This window comes from Ignavibacteriales bacterium (assembly GCA_026390775.1).
In the GTDB taxonomy this organism is placed as follows: domain Bacteria; phylum Bacteroidota; class Ignavibacteria; order Ignavibacteriales; family Melioribacteraceae; genus Fen-1258.
The window spans coordinates 994,794-1,012,431 of the sequence record JAPLFF010000007.1; the positions used below are offsets into that span (position 1 = coordinate 994,794).

The following is a 17,638-nucleotide window of genomic DNA, read 5'->3' on the forward strand; positions in this document are numbered from 1 at the left end:
CTCACTTTTCTTTTAATAATTGCATAACGTTATAGTTTGCTTCATCAATTTGGTATGTGAAGTTATCGACTTTGTTTACGTAAAAGTTATAAGCAACGATAGCAAGAATAGCTGCAAACAAACCGCCCGCGGTATTGATCAATGCTTCAGAAATACCGGTAGCTAAAGAAATTGCATCCGGGGCGCCTGCTTGTGCAAGAGCTTTGAACGCACGAATCATACCTATAACTGTTCCTAAAAGACCAACCATTGTTGCAATAGATGCAATTGTTGAAAGTGCAATTAAGTTTTTCTCTAAGAGCGGTGTTTCCAACATCATTGATTCTTCAACTGAACGTTGAACTTCAACAAGTTTCTTTTCATTATCAACTGTTGAACCGGATGAGGTAACTTCTTGAAATCTGCTTAAAGCTGCTTTTAAAACATTTGCCACAGAACCTCTTTGTGCATCACAAGAAGCTATAGCGTCATTTATTTTATTCGCTCTGATCTGATCAATTACTTTTTTAAAGAATTTTGGAATTACTTGTTTACCAGCAGCTTTTTTAAGTGAAAGTGCTCTTTCAATAATAATTGCAAATACCATAATTGAAAGACAAATTAATAATGCAACAAGCGGACCGCCAACGTAAACCATACCCATAATGTTACCGCCCAATGGAACTTCTTTTGTCCCTTTTGTTGCATAGTCTGCAAAATTAGCCGGATTGCCCAGCACAAATAAATAAATAATAAAAGCTGCGACTAAGGCAACGAAGAAAAGAATTACGATAAAAGCAGATTGTTTCATTGTTACTCTCCTGTTAATAAATAAATATGTTACTTAAAGTACAGCCAATTTACGTGCCTATATGCCCAAGGCAAAATTTTCTATAAAAAATCGTAAAAACGATCGGAATGTTTAAGATTACGATCTACTCGAAAATTGAAAAAATGCATAGTGAAAGTAAGGCGATTTCATTTTGCAATCAAGAGAAAATAATGGTTGTAATTAAAGGATTTACGGGTATTTCAAAATGAAATTATATATAACAAATGAAACATAATCACGTTTTAACTAAGACTATTAGTATTAATTAATAAGTTATAATCCATAAAGTTTTCTCTTTCTCCACAGTGTTGTTTCGGATATGCCGAGAATCTTTGCAGCTTCTTTAGTATTTGAAGCGATTTTTAGAGTCTCTATTATGTGTAACTTTTCAAGATCTTCAATTTTCTGCAATGAATATATATTCTGTTTTGGTTTGAAGTTTATGATCTCATGAGGAAGGTATTCCGACTTAATTATGCTGTCCTTTGCAAAAACCAGAAGTCGTTTAATAACAGTCTCAAGCTCACGAATATTTCCCGGCCAATCATAATCTGCAAGAAGCTTCTGTGTCTCTTTGGGAATAGTAATCTCATTTCTGTCGGAATATTTTTTTATGAAGTAGTCTATAAGAACAGGTATGTCATCCTTTCTATCACGAAGCGGCGGTAGTTTTATTTTTACGCCTGCTATTCTAAAATAAAAATCGTCGCGCAGCATTCCAGAACTTAAATCATGTTCAACATCTCTGTTTGTTGCACTAATAATTCTAATGTCAATACTGTGGGTAATGCTTTCGCCCACCCTTTCAAATTCCATCCTTTGAAGAAACCGAAGCAACTTTACCTGCATAGATTTTGGAATTTCCGCAACTTCATCTAAAAAAACCGTACCAGTATCGGCAAGCTCTAATCTTCCAATTCTATCTTTAATTGCATTTGTAAAAGCGCCTTTAACATGACCGAATAGTTCGCTTTCAAAAAGATTTTCCGGGATAGCAGAGCAATTGATAATGATAAACGGATTGTTGCTTCTTAAACTATTTTTATGAATAAATCTTGCAAGGACTTCTTTTCCTGTTCCGCTTTCACCTTCAATTAAAATCGGAATGTTGCTGTCGGAAACATCTTTTGCGGTTTTTAAAATATCTTTTACTTTGTTATTTGAACTTACAAAATTATCATCGTCAAACTTTTCGTCTATTTGATAAGCTAATCCCTTCAACTTTTTACTTAGCCGGTGATGCTCATATACACGTTCTATAATATGTATGAATTCTTTGTGAGTAAATGGTTTCGTAATATAATCGTAAGCGCCTTTTTTGATCGCTTCAACAGCAGATTCAATTGAACCATGTGCAGTCATCAATACAACTGTTGTATCGGGTGAAGATTTTTTTAATTCATGAAGAACTTCAATACCGTTCATCGGCTGCATTTTCAAATCAATAAAAGCAAGATCAAAATAAACTGTTTTTGCTCTGGCAAGTCCATCTATAGGATTTGCAAAAACTTCCGGAGAATAGCCGTATGAACTAAGCGAAAGCTCAATAGTTTTTAAAATGTTTACTTCATCATCAATTACAAGAATTTTTCCTTTATGCATTTATGCTTCCGGCAATTTTATTTGAAATGTACTTCCTTTACCAAGGTCACTGAACGCTTTTATTTCACCGTTATGTAATTCGATCACTTCTTTTGCAATGGAAAGACCGAGCCCCAAGCTCCCGGGGGCCGAATCATCTATCTGTATAAACTTATCAAATATTTTTTTCAAGTTATCTGGACTGATACCAATTCCCGTATCGGAAATTTCGATTAGCAAATTTCCATCGTTTCTTGAAAAATTAACTTTTATTTCTCCTCCAGTGGGTGTGAACCTAAGTGAATTAGACACTAAGTTTTCCAGAGCGCTGATCATATTATCATAGCTGCCGTTGATCTTTAACTTATTACTTTTATCAATAATCTGAAGATTAATCTTTTTTTCTTTTGCTAGAATTAAAAATTTCTTTGAAATATGTTCTGCAAGTTTTTGAGCTTCGAATTTTTCGAATTTACTTTTACCAATATTAGCCTCGAGTTTTGTCAGCTCAAGTATCTCATACACAAGTCTGTTGAGTCTTTCAAAATCTTCTTTCATAGATAGAATAAGTTCATTTTGATTTTGAGATAGACTGCCAACAACCCCATCTTCCAATATTCCCAACGCCATACCTATTGAAGTAAGCGGGGTTTTAAGTTCATGAGATACTTTAGCAATAAACTCGGACTTCATGCGGTCAAGTTCTTGATACTTTGTAATATCATTAAAAACAATTACGGTCCCTTTCAAATTGCTTTCCGGAATATCAAGAGAAGCGGCAATAACCTTAAAATATTTTTGCTCTCCGTTTCCGTATTTAATATTTATTATATCCTCTTTTTGATAAAGATCTTTACTTACTTGTGTAGTATCATTTTTTGAACCGATAGTTTGCGGTGCTAGTATTTTTTGAATGTTATGCTGTGTAAGCAGACTTTCCCCAAATACTTCATTAAACGTCTTATTGGAAAGCATAACATCAAAATTCTCGTCCACCATTAACACCGGTTCGTTCATGCTTTCTATTATTAGTTCCGATTTTTTCTTTTCATACAAAATCTTATTTAGATTAAACTGTTCGTAAACCTGAAGTTTTTCGCTCATCTTATTAAATTCTTCTGCCAATGAACTTATCTCGTCGCCATTTTCATCAATCTCAATTCGTTCATTAAAATTTCCTTCCGCAATGTGTGTCACCGATTGTCTTAGATTTGAAATCGGTTTAACAATATAATCTGAGAACCGAGATCCAAAGGCTAGACTGGTTGCTATAGCTCCGAAAAGAATTATAAGAATTGTAATAGTTGCGCCTTGTGTAATATCTTTTACTCTCGATACGGCACCGTTTAATGCGGAGTGATTGATTTCGAGAATACTATTGTTTCTTTTTTTAATAGATTGAATTTCATCAACGAACCTTACAAAATCACTACGCAATGTTTGTCGTTTGTTTGAGATATAAATGTTATAATCAATATTATCGGAAATATCTTTAACAAACCTTTGGTATTCGGAGTTTAAATCATCCAAGATATTTCTAATATCTTTTTCTTCGGATGCGGGGACTGATTCGCGGGCGCGATCATACCAGTAATAGAAATCCTGTTTCGTTTTTTCAAAAAGCTTTTCGCCTACTTCAAAATTTTGATTATACATTATTACGATTGACTGTAATTGTTCATCAAGCGCACGGCCCATATTATCTGCAGCTATAATGCTTGTATAATTCTGCTGCATAGTAATTTTGATCTGCTCATTAAGACGGTAAAAATTATAGATACTCCATAATGTTGCAAAGAACATGATGAGCAGTATTACTGTAAAACCGAGCAGAATTTTACTGCGCAGACTTGTTGTGTAAAGCTTAAGCATTTAAGCAAGACCTCTTTTATCGCTCCATTTAAAATAGGTTATTGAATTGCTTAAATAAACACCTTTTTTGTAATTTGGATTTATCAACTCATCGAAGGAAATAAAATGCTGCGGGAAAAACTAATAAATAAAAAATTGGTTATGATAAACATTTTAATTGGAGAAGTCATGAAGTTATTCGGCTCTTTTATCTCTTCACAAAAAAAGGAATTCAAAATAAAATTAAAAAATTTGTCTAAGTTAATCACCCGTTGATTATTTTAGAACCAATTGATCATAAAAAAATTGCCTTATGAAAAAAATAATATCGCTTCTGTTCATTGTTTTATCCACACAAATCTTTGCACAATTCGGCTCTCAAGATTCCGGCGGAAAACTTTCTCCTTTTCAAGCTTGTTATGATGTAAAATTTTACGACCTTAATCTGACAATAGACTTAAACGAAAAAGCTATCGCCGGTACGGTTATTATGCGTGCACAAGCTCTAAGTGATTTCAAAAAAATCTTGATTGATCTTGACAGCAGATATACAATTGATGGGGTTCAGTCTGTTCTGGACAACAAACAAGAAATTGATTTGAAGTTTACCCACGAAAGCAATAAAGTTTGGATTGATTTTCCCGCAACGATTAAGAAAGGTGAGTTCTTCTCAACAAAAATTACTTATGCGGGTCTTCCTCGAATTGCAAAACGTCCGCCGTGGGATGACGGATTGGTGCTTGCTAAAACAAAGGATGGAAAAGATTGGGTAACTCTAACATGTCAAGGTGGCGGAGCTGATACATGGTGGCCATGTAAAGATCATCCGTCTGATGAACCCGATTCGGTTTCACTTCATTTCACTGCACCTTCCGATTTAATTCTTGTCAGCAATGGAAGATTTATTTCATCTAACGAAAACAACAACGGAACTAAAACGTGGAACTGGTTTGTATCAACTCCAATCAATAATTATGGTGTAATTTTTTATCTCGGCCCATATAAACGGATAGATTACGATTACACAAGTGTAACCGGAGAAAAATTTCCATTCACCGTTTGGGTACTTCCGGAAAGTTATGAGAAGGCAAAAGAACATGCCCCTCAGTTTTTAATTCATATGAAAGTGATGGAAGAACTCATCGGGCCGTATCCTTTCCGCGGCGATAAATATGCTGTTGTTGAAGCGCCTCATCTTGGCATGGAACAACAAACTGCTATTGCATACGGTTATGGCTGGAAGAATCATCCGCAGTTTGCGTTCGATTGGCTTCATCATCATGAATTTTCTCACGAGTGGTGGGGCAATCTTGTTACGTGCAGAGATTGGAGCGATTTCTGGATTCATGAAGGAATTGGAACTTATATGCAGCCGCTTTATTTGGAAAAAGTTTTCGGTAAAGACGAATACTTCCGATATATGAAATCAATAAAACATTTTAGTAATAAAAATCCGGTTGCCCAGCGTGGTGAAAAAACTTCGAGCGAATCTTACAATAACGATATCTATTATAAAGGTGGATGGATAGTTCACACACTTCGCTATTACCTGGGCGATGAAATGTTTTTCAAAGTGCTGCGAAGATGGGCATATCCAACAGAAGAGATGGAAAAAATAAAAGACGGAAGACAATGCCGCATTACTACAACCGACGAGTTAATGGAAATGGCAGAAAAAATTTCCGGTAAAAAATTAGATTGGTTCTTTGAAGTTTATCTTAGACACGCACCTTTACCGATTCTAAATGTGAAAAGCACCAACAATAAAGTTGAACTAAGCTGGGAAACTGAAAATAATCTTCCTTTCCCAATGCCTGTTGATGTAAGTATCGCCGGAAAAATTGTTCGCATGGAAATGAAAAACGGAATTAGCGTGATTGATTTACCACAAGGATCTGATTTTACAGTTGATCCAATGGATTGGGTATTAAAGGCAGTTAAACAATAAGTTATTACCCTTCACTTTATAAACGAAGAATCTGTTTTCAATTATGCACGGGATTCTTCGTTTCATTATATTTCGTATGTGTTCTAATAAATAAAAACTTCTATGAATGAAATAATAATTCTTTTAATCATCGGTCTCGCTGCCGGTTTAGTTAGCGGTGTTCTTGGCATCGGCGGCGGAATAATTATTATACCAATGCTTGTAGGATTTTTAAGTTATACACAAAAAGACGCACAAGGAACATCGCTTGGTCTTCTTCTTCTCCCTATCGGTATTCTTGCCGTAATGAATTATTATAAAGCCGGGCATGTAAATCTTAAAGCCGTTGGTATAATGGCTGTTACATTTGTTATCGGAAGTTATTTATCATCTTTATATGCTCTTACTCTTCCCGAAGGAGTTTTGAAAAAAGTTTTTGCTGTATTTCTTATTCTTTATGCCCTTAAACTATTGATGGGAAAATAAAAATTATTTATAGCTGCTTATTTAAAATTTAATAACAGCGTAGCAAGAGGCGAACATTTTCTCAAAACCGCTTTCAAGAACCGCATCTGTTTTAATTGCATTGCTTGTTACTTTCTTCTGGTCTACATCATTCATAATAATAAAGTTGGGATTGCGAGATATTCCCCCGTTGACTTTTGCCGGGTTGCGTTACTTCTTAGCTTTTGTTTGTCTGCTTCCTTTTGCGTTAACAAAAGAAAGAATTTCCGAAATAAAGAAAATAGATAGAAAAGATTGGCTTCGTTTAACTGTCCTCGGACTTCTCTTTTATACATTTACTCAAGGAACTCAATTTATCGGATTATCACTTCTTCCCGCAGTAACTGTAAGTCTGCTTCTTAATTTCACACCTATCATAGTTGCGATAATGGGAATTTTTCTTTTATCTGAAAGACCTTCAGTGCTTCAATGGGTAGGGGCAAGTTTATTTATTGTAGGAATCCTTACTTATTTTTATCCGGTTGATCTGCCCGAAAGCAAAACTCTTGGAATTATTGTGATGGCAGTTGGAGTTTTCTCCAACGCATTTTCTTCCGTATTGGGCCGCGGAATAAATCGAAGCAGTAAATTCCATCCTTTAACGGTTACAGTTATAAGCATGGGGATTGGATCAATCGTAATGTTGATTATTGGTCTTGTAACACAAGGATTACCGCTTTTAAGTTTAACAAATATTTTATTTTTACTTTGGCTTGCAGTTGTAAATACAGCTTTTGCATTTACACTTTGGAATTTATCTTTGAGAACTCTCACTGCGATGGAATCAAGCATAATAAACGGAACAATGTTAATCCAAATTGCTTTTCTTGCTTGGATATTTATTGGTGAGCCTGTAACGTGGAGGGAAGGGATCGGAATGTTGATTGCTGCTGCCGGAGCTGTTGTTGTTCAAATCAAAAGAAGAAACTAATTTTAAGTATCAAATTTAACTCACAACAAAAAATCATAAATTACCCAATGAAAAATTTAAGGGTTACTGCGATAGGTGAAATACTTTACGATGTTTATTCTGATAGAAAAAGATTAGGCGGGGCATCGTTTAATTTTATTTATCACATTTGGAAGATACTGGGCAAAGCAAATTTCATTTCAAGTGTTGGTAATGATGATAACGGTAAAGAAATGCTTTCTTACCTCAACTCTATCGGTTTCAATACAAATCACATATATATAGATAAGAAATATCCAACAGGAACAGTTCAAGTAAAACTTAGCGAAGATAGAACACCGCAATTCACAATTTCTCCCGAGTGCAGTTACGATTATCTCACCTTAAATAATTCTACAACTAATCTTATCGAGAAGGAAACTGATTTGTTGTATTTCGGTACGCTTTCAACGCGCAGTGATATTTCCCGCAATACAATTCAATCTCTCTTTGGAAAACCGCACTTAAAATATTTTTGCGATCTCAATCTTCGTCACAATTTTTACACAAAGGAATTGATTAAACAAACTTTGTTGACATGTAATGTTCTTAAAATCAACCAAGAAGAATTAGACAAGCTTAAACAGTTCTTCAATCTTGATCAATCTAACAAAAGTGCTATCGAACAATTAACAAAAGAGTTTGATATTGATTTGATCGGATTAACACTTGGTGAGAATGGCGCAGAACTTTACAATAAGAATGAAACAAATTATTACAAAACAGAATTTGTTAATGTGGTTGATACTCTTGGTGCGGGTGATGCTTATGCGGCAATACTTTGTCTTGGCTATTTATACAAAATGCCGATTGGTAAAATGAATAAACTGGCAAATGAATTTGCCTGGGAAATTTGCATGGTGAATGGCGCTTTGCCGAAAGATGATACTATTTATGAAAAGTATAGGATCATTTTTAACTGATAAACATCTCCCACCATTCGATCATTTCTTTAGCATAACTTCCACGCATGAGCAAGATGTGATTACCAAGCGGTTCGTTAAGCAAATCTGTTACTTTAGCAGAGCCGTGCAATTTTACTTTCACTTGTGTTCTGCAAAGATTTTCCGATGAACCGGTTTCTAATATCTCACCGTTCGATGCCCATATTTTTTTCAGATTTTTTCCGCCAATCCTCAATAAAGTAATTTTTCCCTTTGCTAATTCTCCTTCTATACCAACTCCAAGTCCAGATTCAAAATGCGAGCGTAATTTATAATTCTCCGTCATACTCATCGGAACACTGCAATGAGCAAGCCATATTGAATTGCTCTGTTCATCTATCTGTGCAGGGTTAGCCATCCAGACAATCTGATTTGTTAAATAATTTGCCCAGAGCATTCCGAGTGTTGAAACAAGATCACCTTCACAGCCGGCAGTTATTCCTTCATCGTTCAGTTTTGATAATGCAACACATCCGGTAGTTTTAAGATCAGTGACCAAATCAAAACAGCGGACTGAAACTGAATTTAATTCTTGAGCGCTGATCAACTCTTTAAGCGCTGCATAAACCTTAACCACATTCTTAATTTCTTTCTTTGAGGGTTCTTTTATTGCTGCGGCTTTTGTTGTTAAGTTGTAATGATCGTCTTCGATTTGTTCATCTTTTATTTCTGCTATTCTTGTTTTTAGTTCTTCAAGATCAACATTTACTACTTGAGGACCCCAAATTTTTTTTATGACGGAAGGATCGGGCATACTTGCAACAAGCCAATCGGACGGATTTCCAATTAAACCGATCTTTGTGTTTTTCAATTGATGAAATACTTGATGATGTTTTACGTTTCTTTCTAAATCGTCCCGCCAATCTTTGTTTGCATTATTATCTATATAAATGATCTTTCCTTTTTCGCCGTCTTGCTGAAGCTTTGCTAAAATTTCCATTGATGCGGCAAGAGAATTATTCCCGGCGTGAGCAATTAAAATTACCGGTTCATTATTATAAATTTCCTTCCGTTTATGCCAAAGTTTTAAAACTTTCTCTTCTGTCCCACCGGTAATTATAAAATAAAAAATCGGCGTGTTTAGATTAATCATCTCTTCTGTAAATCGTTCACCGCCATAATCATGAAATGAAGAAAGAAGATTGCCTGCTATCTCTTCTATTGAGGTTTGAGTAATTGAGCTTGAAACAGGAATAAAACCGAATTTTGTGTTTGCATTCATGTTGTTTTCCCAAATACTTTATTGATTGTTAGATTATTTTCTGGTCATCATTCTTCCAAAATATTCAACTCATCTAAAATCTCTTCCGCACTTGTCGCATACTAATTCTTTTTCGTTCATCTTTTATCCTAATCACTTTTTTGATTTTTAAATTCTCTTTTCTTTGTGATCGTGAGCGAAGCTTTTTCGTCTTTGTGAGAGAGTATTACAATTGCGTCTGTTCCCAAATTCCAGGTTATAACAAAAGCGGAGTAAACTTTTTGAGATTCGTATTTATCACCGAAATGTTCTACAGCATAATTCTTAAACACATCAAAAAACTTTTGGCCGGACCGAGCGTCTTTACCAAGATTATTAATAGCTTTAGCTCTTAGTTCCTTATTGTTGTTAAAGAAAAAACCGATCTTAACATCTATCGAGTCACTAGTTTCATTAAAATAGATCTCGCGCAAATCGAGAAATATTTTCTCCGTGAATTTTATTTTGGGAAATAGTGACTGAATTGATTTATATGAAGCGTCCCAGTCAACCGAAAAAAAATTTTGAACCGTGCTTTGTGCAAAGCAGAAATTTGTGAAAATAAGAAATGCAATAAAAAGTGGAAATAGTTTCTTCATCTAGACAGTCTGCAAATTTTCTCTGAATAACATAGAGAGAAAAATGTTTGCGGGCAACCAAAAAATTTGCTTCTATTCTTTTGGTTTTCTCTAAAACTATTTAATGAGTTCGCCCTCGGGAATGTTTTTTAATTGAGCATTCCTCACAGTCAAAAACGGAATTCCGATCGTAACCGAGTCGAGTAAAAAGAACTACGTTGGTTATCTATCTTCGTTTATTGTTTTCTGCTCTATTGATTTTATCATCGCTTCCTCTTGATAGAAGTTGTGATTTTGGTGTTTGCATCATTTCTTTATTTGGAATTTGAATTACCATTTTCAATTCGTAACCAAGTGCTTTGAGAATAGATTCACCCGGAATCCAGCATGTTTTGCTTTTCGATATCAGATACACAGCATATTTGTTTCCTTTTACAAGCGCGCCTTCTTCGAATTGAGCGGTAGCATTCACAACAAGCAAAAACAATAAAGTGCCGATTAAATAAATTTTCTCTCTAAATTTTTGAACTGCTCTATGCTCGGTTAAAATCCTTATTAATGAATTAGCTCATTAAATATCATTAATTAATCTTTCTCTGCCAATCTAAAAATACTTTCATAAAACAAAAAAGGCCTGGCTTAACCCAACCTTTTTTCTTCTTTGTTTCAATGTGGGGTAGAATAAGATCCGTAGGCAGTCATATTCGCGAGGCGACGGGAGAAAAATTCTAAGAAATAATTTGTTTTTACTTTTATAATAATTAGGGCTCGAGCCTTTTTCTTTTATCTTATTTAATATTTGAATGATATCTTAACTAAATTGTAATAGAAAATTTGTTTGAGAAAAGATGAAACAGCAGCCTTCAAAACTTATTAGTGCTAACAACTTCTACGACGAGGTTTCGGATATTTATGAACAGATGATTGATTTCAAGAAAAATCTTGTTCTGCGTGAGAATGCATACAAGAAAATATTTTTTGTTAAAGGAAATGTTGCAGATATTGGATGCGGTATTGGATTAGATTCGATTGCTCTTGCATTAAACGGACACAGCGTAACAGCTTTTGATATTTCTCCCAAGATGGTTGAGCAGGCAAAACTTAATGCGGCAAAATATAATGTTAACATCTCTTCGCATGTTCACTCTTTCCAAACAATATCGAAAAGATTCAGTGGTAAATTTAATTATGTTGTCTCGGTAGGAAATACAATCGCTCATGTTAACACACGAGAACTAAGAGAAGCTATAAAAGTAATGTGTCGTCTGCTTCTTCCGGGCGGTAAAATATTTCTTCACATTCTTAATTATCAGCTAATCAAAAAGGAAAATAAAAGAATTAATAACATAGCTAACAGTAACGAAAAAATTATTATCCGCTTTTATGATTTCCGGAAGAATGATCTGGATTTCAACATTCTTTCTTTTCCACAAAACTTGCCGAAAGAATTCAAATTAGTTACGACAAAACATTATCCACACACAAAAGATGAAATTGGAGCTTATCTAAGAGCGGTTGGATTTACTAAAATTAAATTCATGAAGAATTTTGCCGGCGAAAGGTTTAACACGAACCATTCGAAAGATATGTTTGTTGAAGCGGTAAAGAAATTATAATTCTTTTTTACAATATCTACACACTTTTGCTTTGGCTTTTATTTTTTCTGCACAAAATGGACACTCTTTCATCTCTTCGCCAATTTCACCGTCAACAGCATCGGCAAGTTTATACGCCTGTTTGTTCATCTGGTACTCTTTATATAATTCTTGTGCATTTGAAAGAGCTTCTTTTAATTGTTGCGGGCGAGAAATATTTGTGTAGCTCGTTTCACCCATCTCTGCAGCTGTTTGAATCTGCACATTTCCAAATCCCATAATTCTTCCAAGGAGAGACTGCTGATAAGACACATTATTTATTTTATCAATCGGACTTTCTTTGGAGCTAATAGAGAAGACGCCAAATTCATCGATGACACGATAATTTGTAACTACCCAAAGATCAAATTTCCAAGAATAATATTTGAAGACAAAGTAGATAACTGCTATTAATGGAAAAGTGAAATACCACCAATATACTGGGTTTGGCTTTGTATAAAAGTAGAGCGATAATGAGATTATAATTAGCGAAAACAAAAACGGGATAATAAGCACATACCAATGTTTGTGAGTTTCGAAAAGTATTTGTTCATCTTTCCTAAGCGGCGTTCTCATTTATTCCTCCGTTTGAAAAAGATTAAAGAATGCAATTTTATTTACAGTTTTCTCCTTCAAATTTTCCAAAGTTTCTTCACTTATTGAAAAAATCCTTCTATTCTTCAGTTGTTTCAGTAATAATTAAATCTTTTTAATCTTTCTTTAACTCTATCTTAATTCAAGAACTTTAACTTTTCAGTGTACAAATTAATCAATAATAAATAACAAACACATAATTACAAGGAGTTTCGAATGAAGAAGTTAATTGCATTATTAGTTGTAGTTGCATTTACAGCAACAGCATTTGCACAAGCTCAGCCACAAAAGAAAGCCGAAGCTGCTAAACCAGCGGTTAAAGTTGAAGCTGCTAAGAAAGTAGCAGAGAAAAAAGTTGAAACAGCTAAAGTGGTAGCTGACAAAAAAGTTGAAGCTGCTAAACCAGTAGCTGCAAAGAAAGTAAAGGCAGCTAAAGTAACAGCTGACAAAAAAGTTGAAGCTGCTAAACCAGTAGCCGCAAAGAAAGTAAAAGCTGCTAAAGTAACAGCTGATAAGAAAGTAGAAGCTGCTAAACCGGTAGCTGCAAAGAAAGTAAAAGCAGCTAAAGTAGTAGCTGATAAGAAAGTTGAAGCTGCCAAGAAAGAAGTTAAAAAGTAATTTTAACGGATAATTATTCTTGAAATTGTTGAAGACTAAAAAAGGAGAGTTTAACAACTCTCCTTTTTTGTTTATCTTACTTTAATGAGAATATTAGTTGTTGAAGATGAAAAGAAAGTTGCCTCTTTCATAAAGAAAGGTCTTGAAGAGGAATTTTACCAAGTAGATCTTGCTTCTAATGGCAAGGAAGGCTTGGAAATGGTTATCGGCAATGAATATGATTTGATTATTTCCGATGTAATGATGCCGGTGATGAATGGGATTCAATTTGTAAAAGAAATAAGAAAAAATGAAGTTATTACTCCAATATTATTTCTTACCGTTAAAGACAGCACTAAAGATAAAGTAGAGGGATTAGACTGCGGCGCAGATGATTACTTGACCAAACCCTTTTCATTTGAAGAACTTACCGCAAGAGTAAGAGCTCTATTAAGAAGAAAAGAAACTCAAAAAGATAATACTCTTACCGCTGCTGATTTAAGAATGGATCTTGTTGCACATAAAGTAATCAGAACCGATGAAGAAATAATATTAACCCCAAGGGAATATTCCATTCTGGAATATCTTTTAAGAAACAAAAATAAAATTGTTTCCCGAACGAAATTGATTGAACATGTTTATGATTTTCATTTTGATAGCGGCACAAATGTGATTGATGTTTATATTAACAAACTCCGCTCAAAGATCGATTTGCCTAATAAGAAACAATTAATTCATACCGTTCGCGGTGTTGGTTACATAATAAAAGAATAAAAAAATTTTATGTTAAAGAACATTAAGTTGTTTTTTACTTCAACGCGTTTCAAGATTACAATTTGGTATTCTTCGCTTTTCCTTCTGCTTGAAGTATTACTTGGTGTAAGTGTTTACATTTATCTTTATCACATTTCTCACGTTAACTTGGATCTAAATTTAAAAACACAGGCAAGTGCAATTCTGCGAGTTGTAGAGGAAAAGCATCTTGATCTTGATACGTTTGAACCTAGCCCTGTTTATAAAAGCGAGGATGAATTAATCTGGGATATTATTTATGATGCCGTTGTATTCAACAGAAGAAATACTTTTATCGAAATCTCAGCATCGCAAAAATTAATCTATAAGTCTGCAAATCTAGAGCAAAATCATTTGGCTTTTCCGGAAAAAAAGAACGCTGAGTCAATCTTTGATTATAATAACGAATTATTATCTAAAGATGTAATCAGAATTTGCCAATTGAAAGGAAAGAGATTTGTTGTGATCGTGGCATATCCGATAGAACATATTGCACAGACCCTTAATAATCTGAGAGATATATACATAGTGATGGCGCCAATATTTTTAATTATTTCAATTATTGGCGGCGCGCTTATTTCTACAAAGTCATTATCGCGTATAGACGCCATAATTAAAAAGACGGAAGAAATAACTGCGCAGAACTTATCCGAGAAAATTCCCGGCGGCGAATATTTTGATGAGTACGGTAGATTAGTAAACAAAATGAATGAAATGATCCTGAGAATAAAAACCTCATTGGATTTTATGAACCAGTTTTCAATTTCTGCCGCACACGAATTAAAAACTCCGCTTACTATACTTAGAGGCGAGATTGAGATTGCGCTGAAATCGGAAAAAACTCCCGAGCGCTATATTGAAGTGTTAAAAAGTAATTACGAAGAGACTATCCGTTTAACAAAAATTGTTGATAACCTCTTTTTTATTTCTAAGAGCGATAACGCTCTTATAACTATAGATAAGAGATGGGTTGAATTAAACTCATTTTTAACTCATCTAGCCCAAAGTATGAAACTGCTTGGACAAGAAAAAAATATGGATCTTGTCCTTGATCCAACAGCTAAAATCGGTATTGATATTGATCAAGATTTAATAAAACAGGCGTTATCAAATATTATTGATAATGCATTTAAGTTCGGCGATGAGAACACAACAGTTCTAGTGCGCGCTGCAGAAATTAATAACACAATTAAGATTAGTGTTACAAATACAGGCCCGGGAATTCCGAACGAATCCCTTGATAAAATCTTCAATAGATTTTATCGTGTGGATGTTTCAAGAACAAGAAGAACAGGCGGTGTTGGGCTGGGTCTATCTGTTGTTAAATCTATTATAAATCTTCATGGTGGAAATATTGAAGTGGTTTCTATTCCTAATGGCAAAACAACAATTTCAGTTTCTCTTCCGAAGAATTACAAGACAATTTAAGCTACTTCAATTTCGAATGACCGTCTCAAACAGTTTATGATCTAAGTCATTCCTTGTTTGAACATGTTGTACGACAGATTGACAATAGAAAATGTAAATAGTATTTTCTATTTGATTATAAATTACAAAATAAATTAATTCAACTGTACTTAATAAATTTTTTCAGAACAACTAAAGGAGAAAGAATGAAATTACAATCAACCATGTTTCGTAACAGTTCTCTTTTCTCAATCGTTTTAATTTTATTTTTATCTACATCATTTATCCAAGCACAGAGTTATTCTAATAATTCCTCCATATCAGAATCTCCTGCCGCAAGTTCTGGAGTCAATTGGATGGTGGGAGGAAGATTTGGATTATCAATCGGTAGCGGAGGCGGTGGGTCATCTGCCGGGCTACAACTGGGACCGATGGCTGAAGTTCTTTTTAATAAGAATATCGCTTTAGGTACCGAACTAAATATTAACACTCAAGCTGGAACTCCAGTTGAGTGGGCGGCATACTTTAAGTATTATTTTGTTACTCAAAATCCATCTATTAAAATATATGGAGACGCAGGAATGGGTTTGTGGTTTTTAACTGGCGGACCATATATTGGTTTGCGTTTTGGCGGTGGGGCTAATTTCAAAGTTGCAAATAATCTTTATATCCCCGCTGATTTACAATTGGGCCCGGTTTTCGTCACAGGAGGAAACTTTTTCTATATAGCAATAACAACCGGAATAAGGTACGAGTTACCATAAATTTAATAACTAAAAGAAGGGTCAAATTCTATGAAAAAAATTTTACTACCATTTCTATCTATACTACTGATATTATCATTCAGTAATATTAATGCTCAAACACATATCAGTTTCGGTGTTAGAGCTGGATTAAATATTGCCAGTCTTTCATTTGATCCAGACATAGCGAGCGGAATTAATAAGTCGTCCCGAACTGGATTTAAATTTGGCGGTGCTCTAGAAGTCGGATTCGCCCCTATGTTTGCACTCCAAATCGAACCGATGTATTCTCAGGGGGGTTGTGTTCTAGATAACGTTCCTTTTGGTTTTACCAATGGTAAGGTTACTTTTAAAATATCATACATCGAAATCCCCATACTGTTTAAAGTAAAGATTCCTGTAAAAGGATCGGTTACCCCTTACGCTTTTGTAGGACCAAATCTGGGCTTAGTGCTTTCTGCAAACCAGCTAGCCGAAGGAGGTGGGCAGTCTCAAGATACCGACATTAAGGATCAGACGACTTCTATGGTTTTTGCGCTAGATTTTGGAGCTGGCGCCGGTATTAAGGTCACCCCATTGACCACAGTTATTCTTGACGTTCGTTATTCTTTGGGTTTATCAAACGTATTAAACGATAAGGGCAAACAAGTTAATGGTCTTAACTCGGTAAAATCGAACGGATTTCAAATTGTAGCTGGAGTGATGTTCGGATTATAAAATTATAGGATTGTTTAAAAATATAAAGCCGTCACAAGAAAGTTTTGTGACGGCTTTTTTATTTATCAATTAAGTGTATTAATCGGGTTAGTATCAGAATTTAATAGTACTTCAGAAACTTTCACTTTTATAACACCACGGCCAATCATACCGAGATTAAGTGCTGTCCCTTTAGATAAATCTAAATCACGTCCTTCAATGAATGGACCCCTATCATTTATTCTTACAATAACTGATTTACCATTCTTCAGATTTGTTACTTGAAGGATAGTTCCAAATGGTAATGACTTATGTGCTGCTGTAAGCGCCATTTGATTATACTGTTCGCCGTTTGCCGTTAACTTTCCGTGAAAGCGCGGACCGTACCAAGATGCGGTCATTACACCCAAATTGTTAAAGTTAACAGATGTCATTATGGGTTCTGCATCTTTGCTTACAGTTATTTTAGCCACACCATTTATCTCGCCTGCAGAAGTATCGCTAAGATTGAACCCGACACTTACAGCAAACAGACTGATGATGAAACCTATTTTTAACGTACGCAAATTTTACCTCTTTTTTTGTTGAACATACCTTTTAGTTGGAGTAATGGAAAACTTTAGGTGAAAATACAGGTGGAGTTAATTTTTCAGATACGTAAGAAGTCTAAGGCTGGTTCTTCTTAGATTTTCTTTAGTAAAAAGATTTTGTTGAAGGAAAAATTCTTTAGCTAGATTCTGATGTTGAGTTAAGTCCGCTGAAGATACAAATTTATCATAAAACAAAGATT

At 34.6% G+C, this 17,638-nt stretch carries 17 protein-coding genes and 1 pseudogene; 10 read left to right on the forward strand and 8 right to left on the reverse strand.

Annotated elements, in window-relative coordinates; all coding sequences use genetic code 11:
• Window position 1: 1 nt before the first annotated feature.
• The 3 genes from NTZ27_09605 to NTZ27_09615 all read right to left on the reverse strand — a co-directional run bounded on the left by NTZ27_09605 (window position 2) and on the right by NTZ27_09615 (window position 4,264).
• A complete protein-coding gene (locus tag NTZ27_09605; protein MCX6174994.1) occupies window positions 2–790 on the reverse strand; it encodes a MotA/TolQ/ExbB proton channel family protein in 789 nt (262 codons plus the stop codon).
• Window positions 791–1,084: 294 nt separating this feature from the next.
• On the reverse strand, window positions 1,085–2,413 hold the full coding sequence (locus tag NTZ27_09610; GenBank protein MCX6174995.1) for a sigma-54 dependent transcriptional regulator: 1,329 nt from the start codon (window positions 2,411–2,413) through the stop codon (window positions 1,085–1,087).
• Window positions 2,414–4,264 carry an ATP-binding protein gene (locus NTZ27_09615; GenBank protein MCX6174996.1) on the reverse strand — a complete coding sequence of 617 codons (1,851 nt, stop codon included), beginning with the start codon at window positions 4,262–4,264 and terminating at the stop codon, window positions 2,414–2,416.
• Between the two features lie 292 nt (window positions 4,265–4,556).
• Here NTZ27_09615 and NTZ27_09620 point away from each other — a divergent pair, with 292 nt between their 5' ends.
• The 4 genes from NTZ27_09620 to NTZ27_09635 all read left to right on the forward strand — a co-directional run bounded on the left by NTZ27_09620 (window position 4,557) and on the right by NTZ27_09635 (window position 8,546).
• A complete protein-coding gene (locus NTZ27_09620; protein MCX6174997.1) occupies window positions 4,557–6,191 on the forward strand; it encodes a M1 family metallopeptidase in 1,635 nt (544 codons plus the stop codon).
• Between the two features lie 102 nt (window positions 6,192–6,293).
• The gene (locus tag NTZ27_09625; protein MCX6174998.1) at window positions 6,294–6,656 is read left to right on the forward strand and encodes a sulfite exporter TauE/SafE family protein; all 363 of its coding nucleotides are present in this window, start codon (window positions 6,294–6,296) and stop codon (window positions 6,654–6,656) included.
• Between the two features lie 100 nt (window positions 6,657–6,756).
• Window positions 6,757–7,605 (forward strand): DMT family transporter, encoded by an 849-nt coding sequence (locus tag NTZ27_09630; GenBank protein MCX6174999.1) that lies wholly within the window; start codon window positions 6,757–6,759, stop codon window positions 7,603–7,605.
• Window positions 7,606–7,652: 47 nt separating this feature from the next.
• Entirely contained in the window at window positions 7,653–8,546 is an 894-nt protein-coding gene (locus NTZ27_09635) for a PfkB family carbohydrate kinase (protein MCX6175000.1), read from the forward strand.
• On the opposite strand, the gene NTZ27_09640 is transcribed toward NTZ27_09635, so the two are convergent.
• From NTZ27_09640 to NTZ27_09650, 3 genes are all read right to left on the reverse strand, one after another.
• The gene (locus NTZ27_09640) at window positions 8,539–9,789 is read right to left on the reverse strand and encodes a hypothetical protein (GenBank protein ID MCX6175001.1); all 1,251 of its coding nucleotides are present in this window, start codon (window positions 9,787–9,789) and stop codon (window positions 8,539–8,541) included. The genes NTZ27_09635 and NTZ27_09640 overlap by 8 nt on opposite strands.
• 128 nt (window positions 9,790–9,917) lie before the next feature.
• A complete protein-coding gene (locus NTZ27_09645; GenBank protein ID MCX6175002.1) occupies window positions 9,918–10,406 on the reverse strand; it encodes a hypothetical protein in 489 nt (162 codons plus the stop codon).
• A gap of 205 nt (window positions 10,407–10,611) precedes the next feature.
• Window positions 10,612–10,872 carry a hypothetical protein gene (locus NTZ27_09650; protein MCX6175003.1) on the reverse strand — a complete coding sequence of 87 codons (261 nt, stop codon included), beginning with the start codon at window positions 10,870–10,872 and terminating at the stop codon, window positions 10,612–10,614.
• A 361-nt stretch (window positions 10,873–11,233) separates the two neighbouring features.
• On the opposite strand from NTZ27_09650, the gene NTZ27_09655 reads away from it, so the two are divergent.
• Window positions 11,234–12,001: a class I SAM-dependent methyltransferase gene (locus NTZ27_09655; GenBank protein ID MCX6175004.1), complete on the forward strand. Its 768-nt coding sequence runs from the start codon at window positions 11,234–11,236 to the stop codon at window positions 11,999–12,001.
• Here the strand turns inward: NTZ27_09655 and NTZ27_09660 are convergent.
• A complete protein-coding gene (locus tag NTZ27_09660; GenBank protein ID MCX6175005.1) occupies window positions 11,996–12,595 on the reverse strand; it encodes a PH domain-containing protein in 600 nt (199 codons plus the stop codon). The genes NTZ27_09655 and NTZ27_09660 overlap by 6 nt on opposite strands.
• A 234-nt stretch (window positions 12,596–12,829) precedes the next feature.
• On the opposite strand from NTZ27_09660, the gene NTZ27_09665 reads away from it, so the two are divergent.
• The 5 genes from NTZ27_09665 to NTZ27_09685 all read left to right on the forward strand — a co-directional run bounded on the left by NTZ27_09665 (window position 12,830) and on the right by NTZ27_09685 (window position 16,869).
• Complete coding sequence (locus NTZ27_09665) at window positions 12,830–13,231, forward strand: hypothetical protein (protein ID MCX6175006.1); 402 nt, start codon at window positions 12,830–12,832, stop codon at window positions 13,229–13,231.
• 84 nt (window positions 13,232–13,315) lie between these two features.
• Window positions 13,316–13,984, forward strand: coding sequence for a response regulator transcription factor (locus tag NTZ27_09670; GenBank protein ID MCX6175007.1), 669 nt, complete (start codon window positions 13,316–13,318; stop codon window positions 13,982–13,984).
• Between the two features lie 9 nt (window positions 13,985–13,993).
• The gene (locus tag NTZ27_09675) at window positions 13,994–15,430 is read left to right on the forward strand and encodes an ATP-binding protein (protein ID MCX6175008.1); all 1,437 of its coding nucleotides are present in this window, start codon (window positions 13,994–13,996) and stop codon (window positions 15,428–15,430) included.
• A 185-nt stretch (window positions 15,431–15,615) separates the two neighbouring features.
• Window positions 15,616–16,173 carry a hypothetical protein gene (locus NTZ27_09680; protein MCX6175009.1) on the forward strand — a complete coding sequence of 186 codons (558 nt, stop codon included), beginning with the start codon at window positions 15,616–15,618 and terminating at the stop codon, window positions 16,171–16,173.
• Between the two features lie 30 nt (window positions 16,174–16,203).
• On the forward strand, window positions 16,204–16,869 hold the full coding sequence (locus NTZ27_09685; protein MCX6175010.1) for a porin family protein: 666 nt from the start codon (window positions 16,204–16,206) through the stop codon (window positions 16,867–16,869).
• A 65-nt stretch (window positions 16,870–16,934) separates the two neighbouring features.
• On the opposite strand, the pseudogene NTZ27_09690 reads toward NTZ27_09685, so the two are convergent.
• A pseudogene (locus NTZ27_09690) lies at window positions 16,935–17,258 on the reverse strand (septal ring lytic transglycosylase RlpA family protein).
• Between the last annotated feature and the right edge of the window lie 380 nt (window positions 17,259–17,638).

Bases quoted from the DNA above. Each gene is read 5' to 3' on its own strand.
- NTZ27_09605 (MCX6174994.1), bottom strand. From the start codon at position 790: ATGAAACAATCTGCTTTTATCGTAATTCTTTTCTTCGTTGCCTTAGTC.
- NTZ27_09610 (MCX6174995.1), bottom strand. From the start codon at position 2,413: ATGCATAAAGGAAAAATTCTTGTAATTGATGATGAAGTAAACATTTTA.
- NTZ27_09615 (MCX6174996.1), bottom strand. From the start codon at position 4,264: ATGCTTAAGCTTTACACAACAAGTCTGCGCAGTAAAATTCTGCTCGGT.
- NTZ27_09620 (MCX6174997.1), top strand. From the start codon at position 4,557: ATGAAAAAAATAATATCGCTTCTGTTCATTGTTTTATCCACACAAATC.
- NTZ27_09625 (MCX6174998.1), top strand. From the start codon at position 6,294: ATGAATGAAATAATAATTCTTTTAATCATCGGTCTCGCTGCCGGTTTA.
- NTZ27_09635 (MCX6175000.1), top strand. From the start codon at position 7,653: ATGAAAAATTTAAGGGTTACTGCGATAGGTGAAATACTTTACGATGTT.
- NTZ27_09640 (MCX6175001.1), bottom strand. From the start codon at position 9,789: ATGAATGCAAACACAAAATTCGGTTTTATTCCTGTTTCAAGCTCAATT.
- NTZ27_09645 (MCX6175002.1), bottom strand. From the start codon at position 10,406: ATGAAGAAACTATTTCCACTTTTTATTGCATTTCTTATTTTCACAAAT.
- NTZ27_09655 (MCX6175004.1), top strand. From the start codon at position 11,234: ATGAAACAGCAGCCTTCAAAACTTATTAGTGCTAACAACTTCTACGAC.
- NTZ27_09660 (MCX6175005.1), bottom strand. From the start codon at position 12,595: ATGAGAACGCCGCTTAGGAAAGATGAACAAATACTTTTCGAAACTCAC.
- NTZ27_09665 (MCX6175006.1), top strand. From the start codon at position 12,830: ATGAAGAAGTTAATTGCATTATTAGTTGTAGTTGCATTTACAGCAACA.
- NTZ27_09670 (MCX6175007.1), top strand. From the start codon at position 13,316: ATGAGAATATTAGTTGTTGAAGATGAAAAGAAAGTTGCCTCTTTCATA.
- NTZ27_09675 (MCX6175008.1), top strand. From the start codon at position 13,994: ATGTTAAAGAACATTAAGTTGTTTTTTACTTCAACGCGTTTCAAGATT.
- NTZ27_09680 (MCX6175009.1), top strand. From the start codon at position 15,616: ATGAAATTACAATCAACCATGTTTCGTAACAGTTCTCTTTTCTCAATC.
- NTZ27_09685 (MCX6175010.1), top strand. From the start codon at position 16,204: ATGAAAAAAATTTTACTACCATTTCTATCTATACTACTGATATTATCA.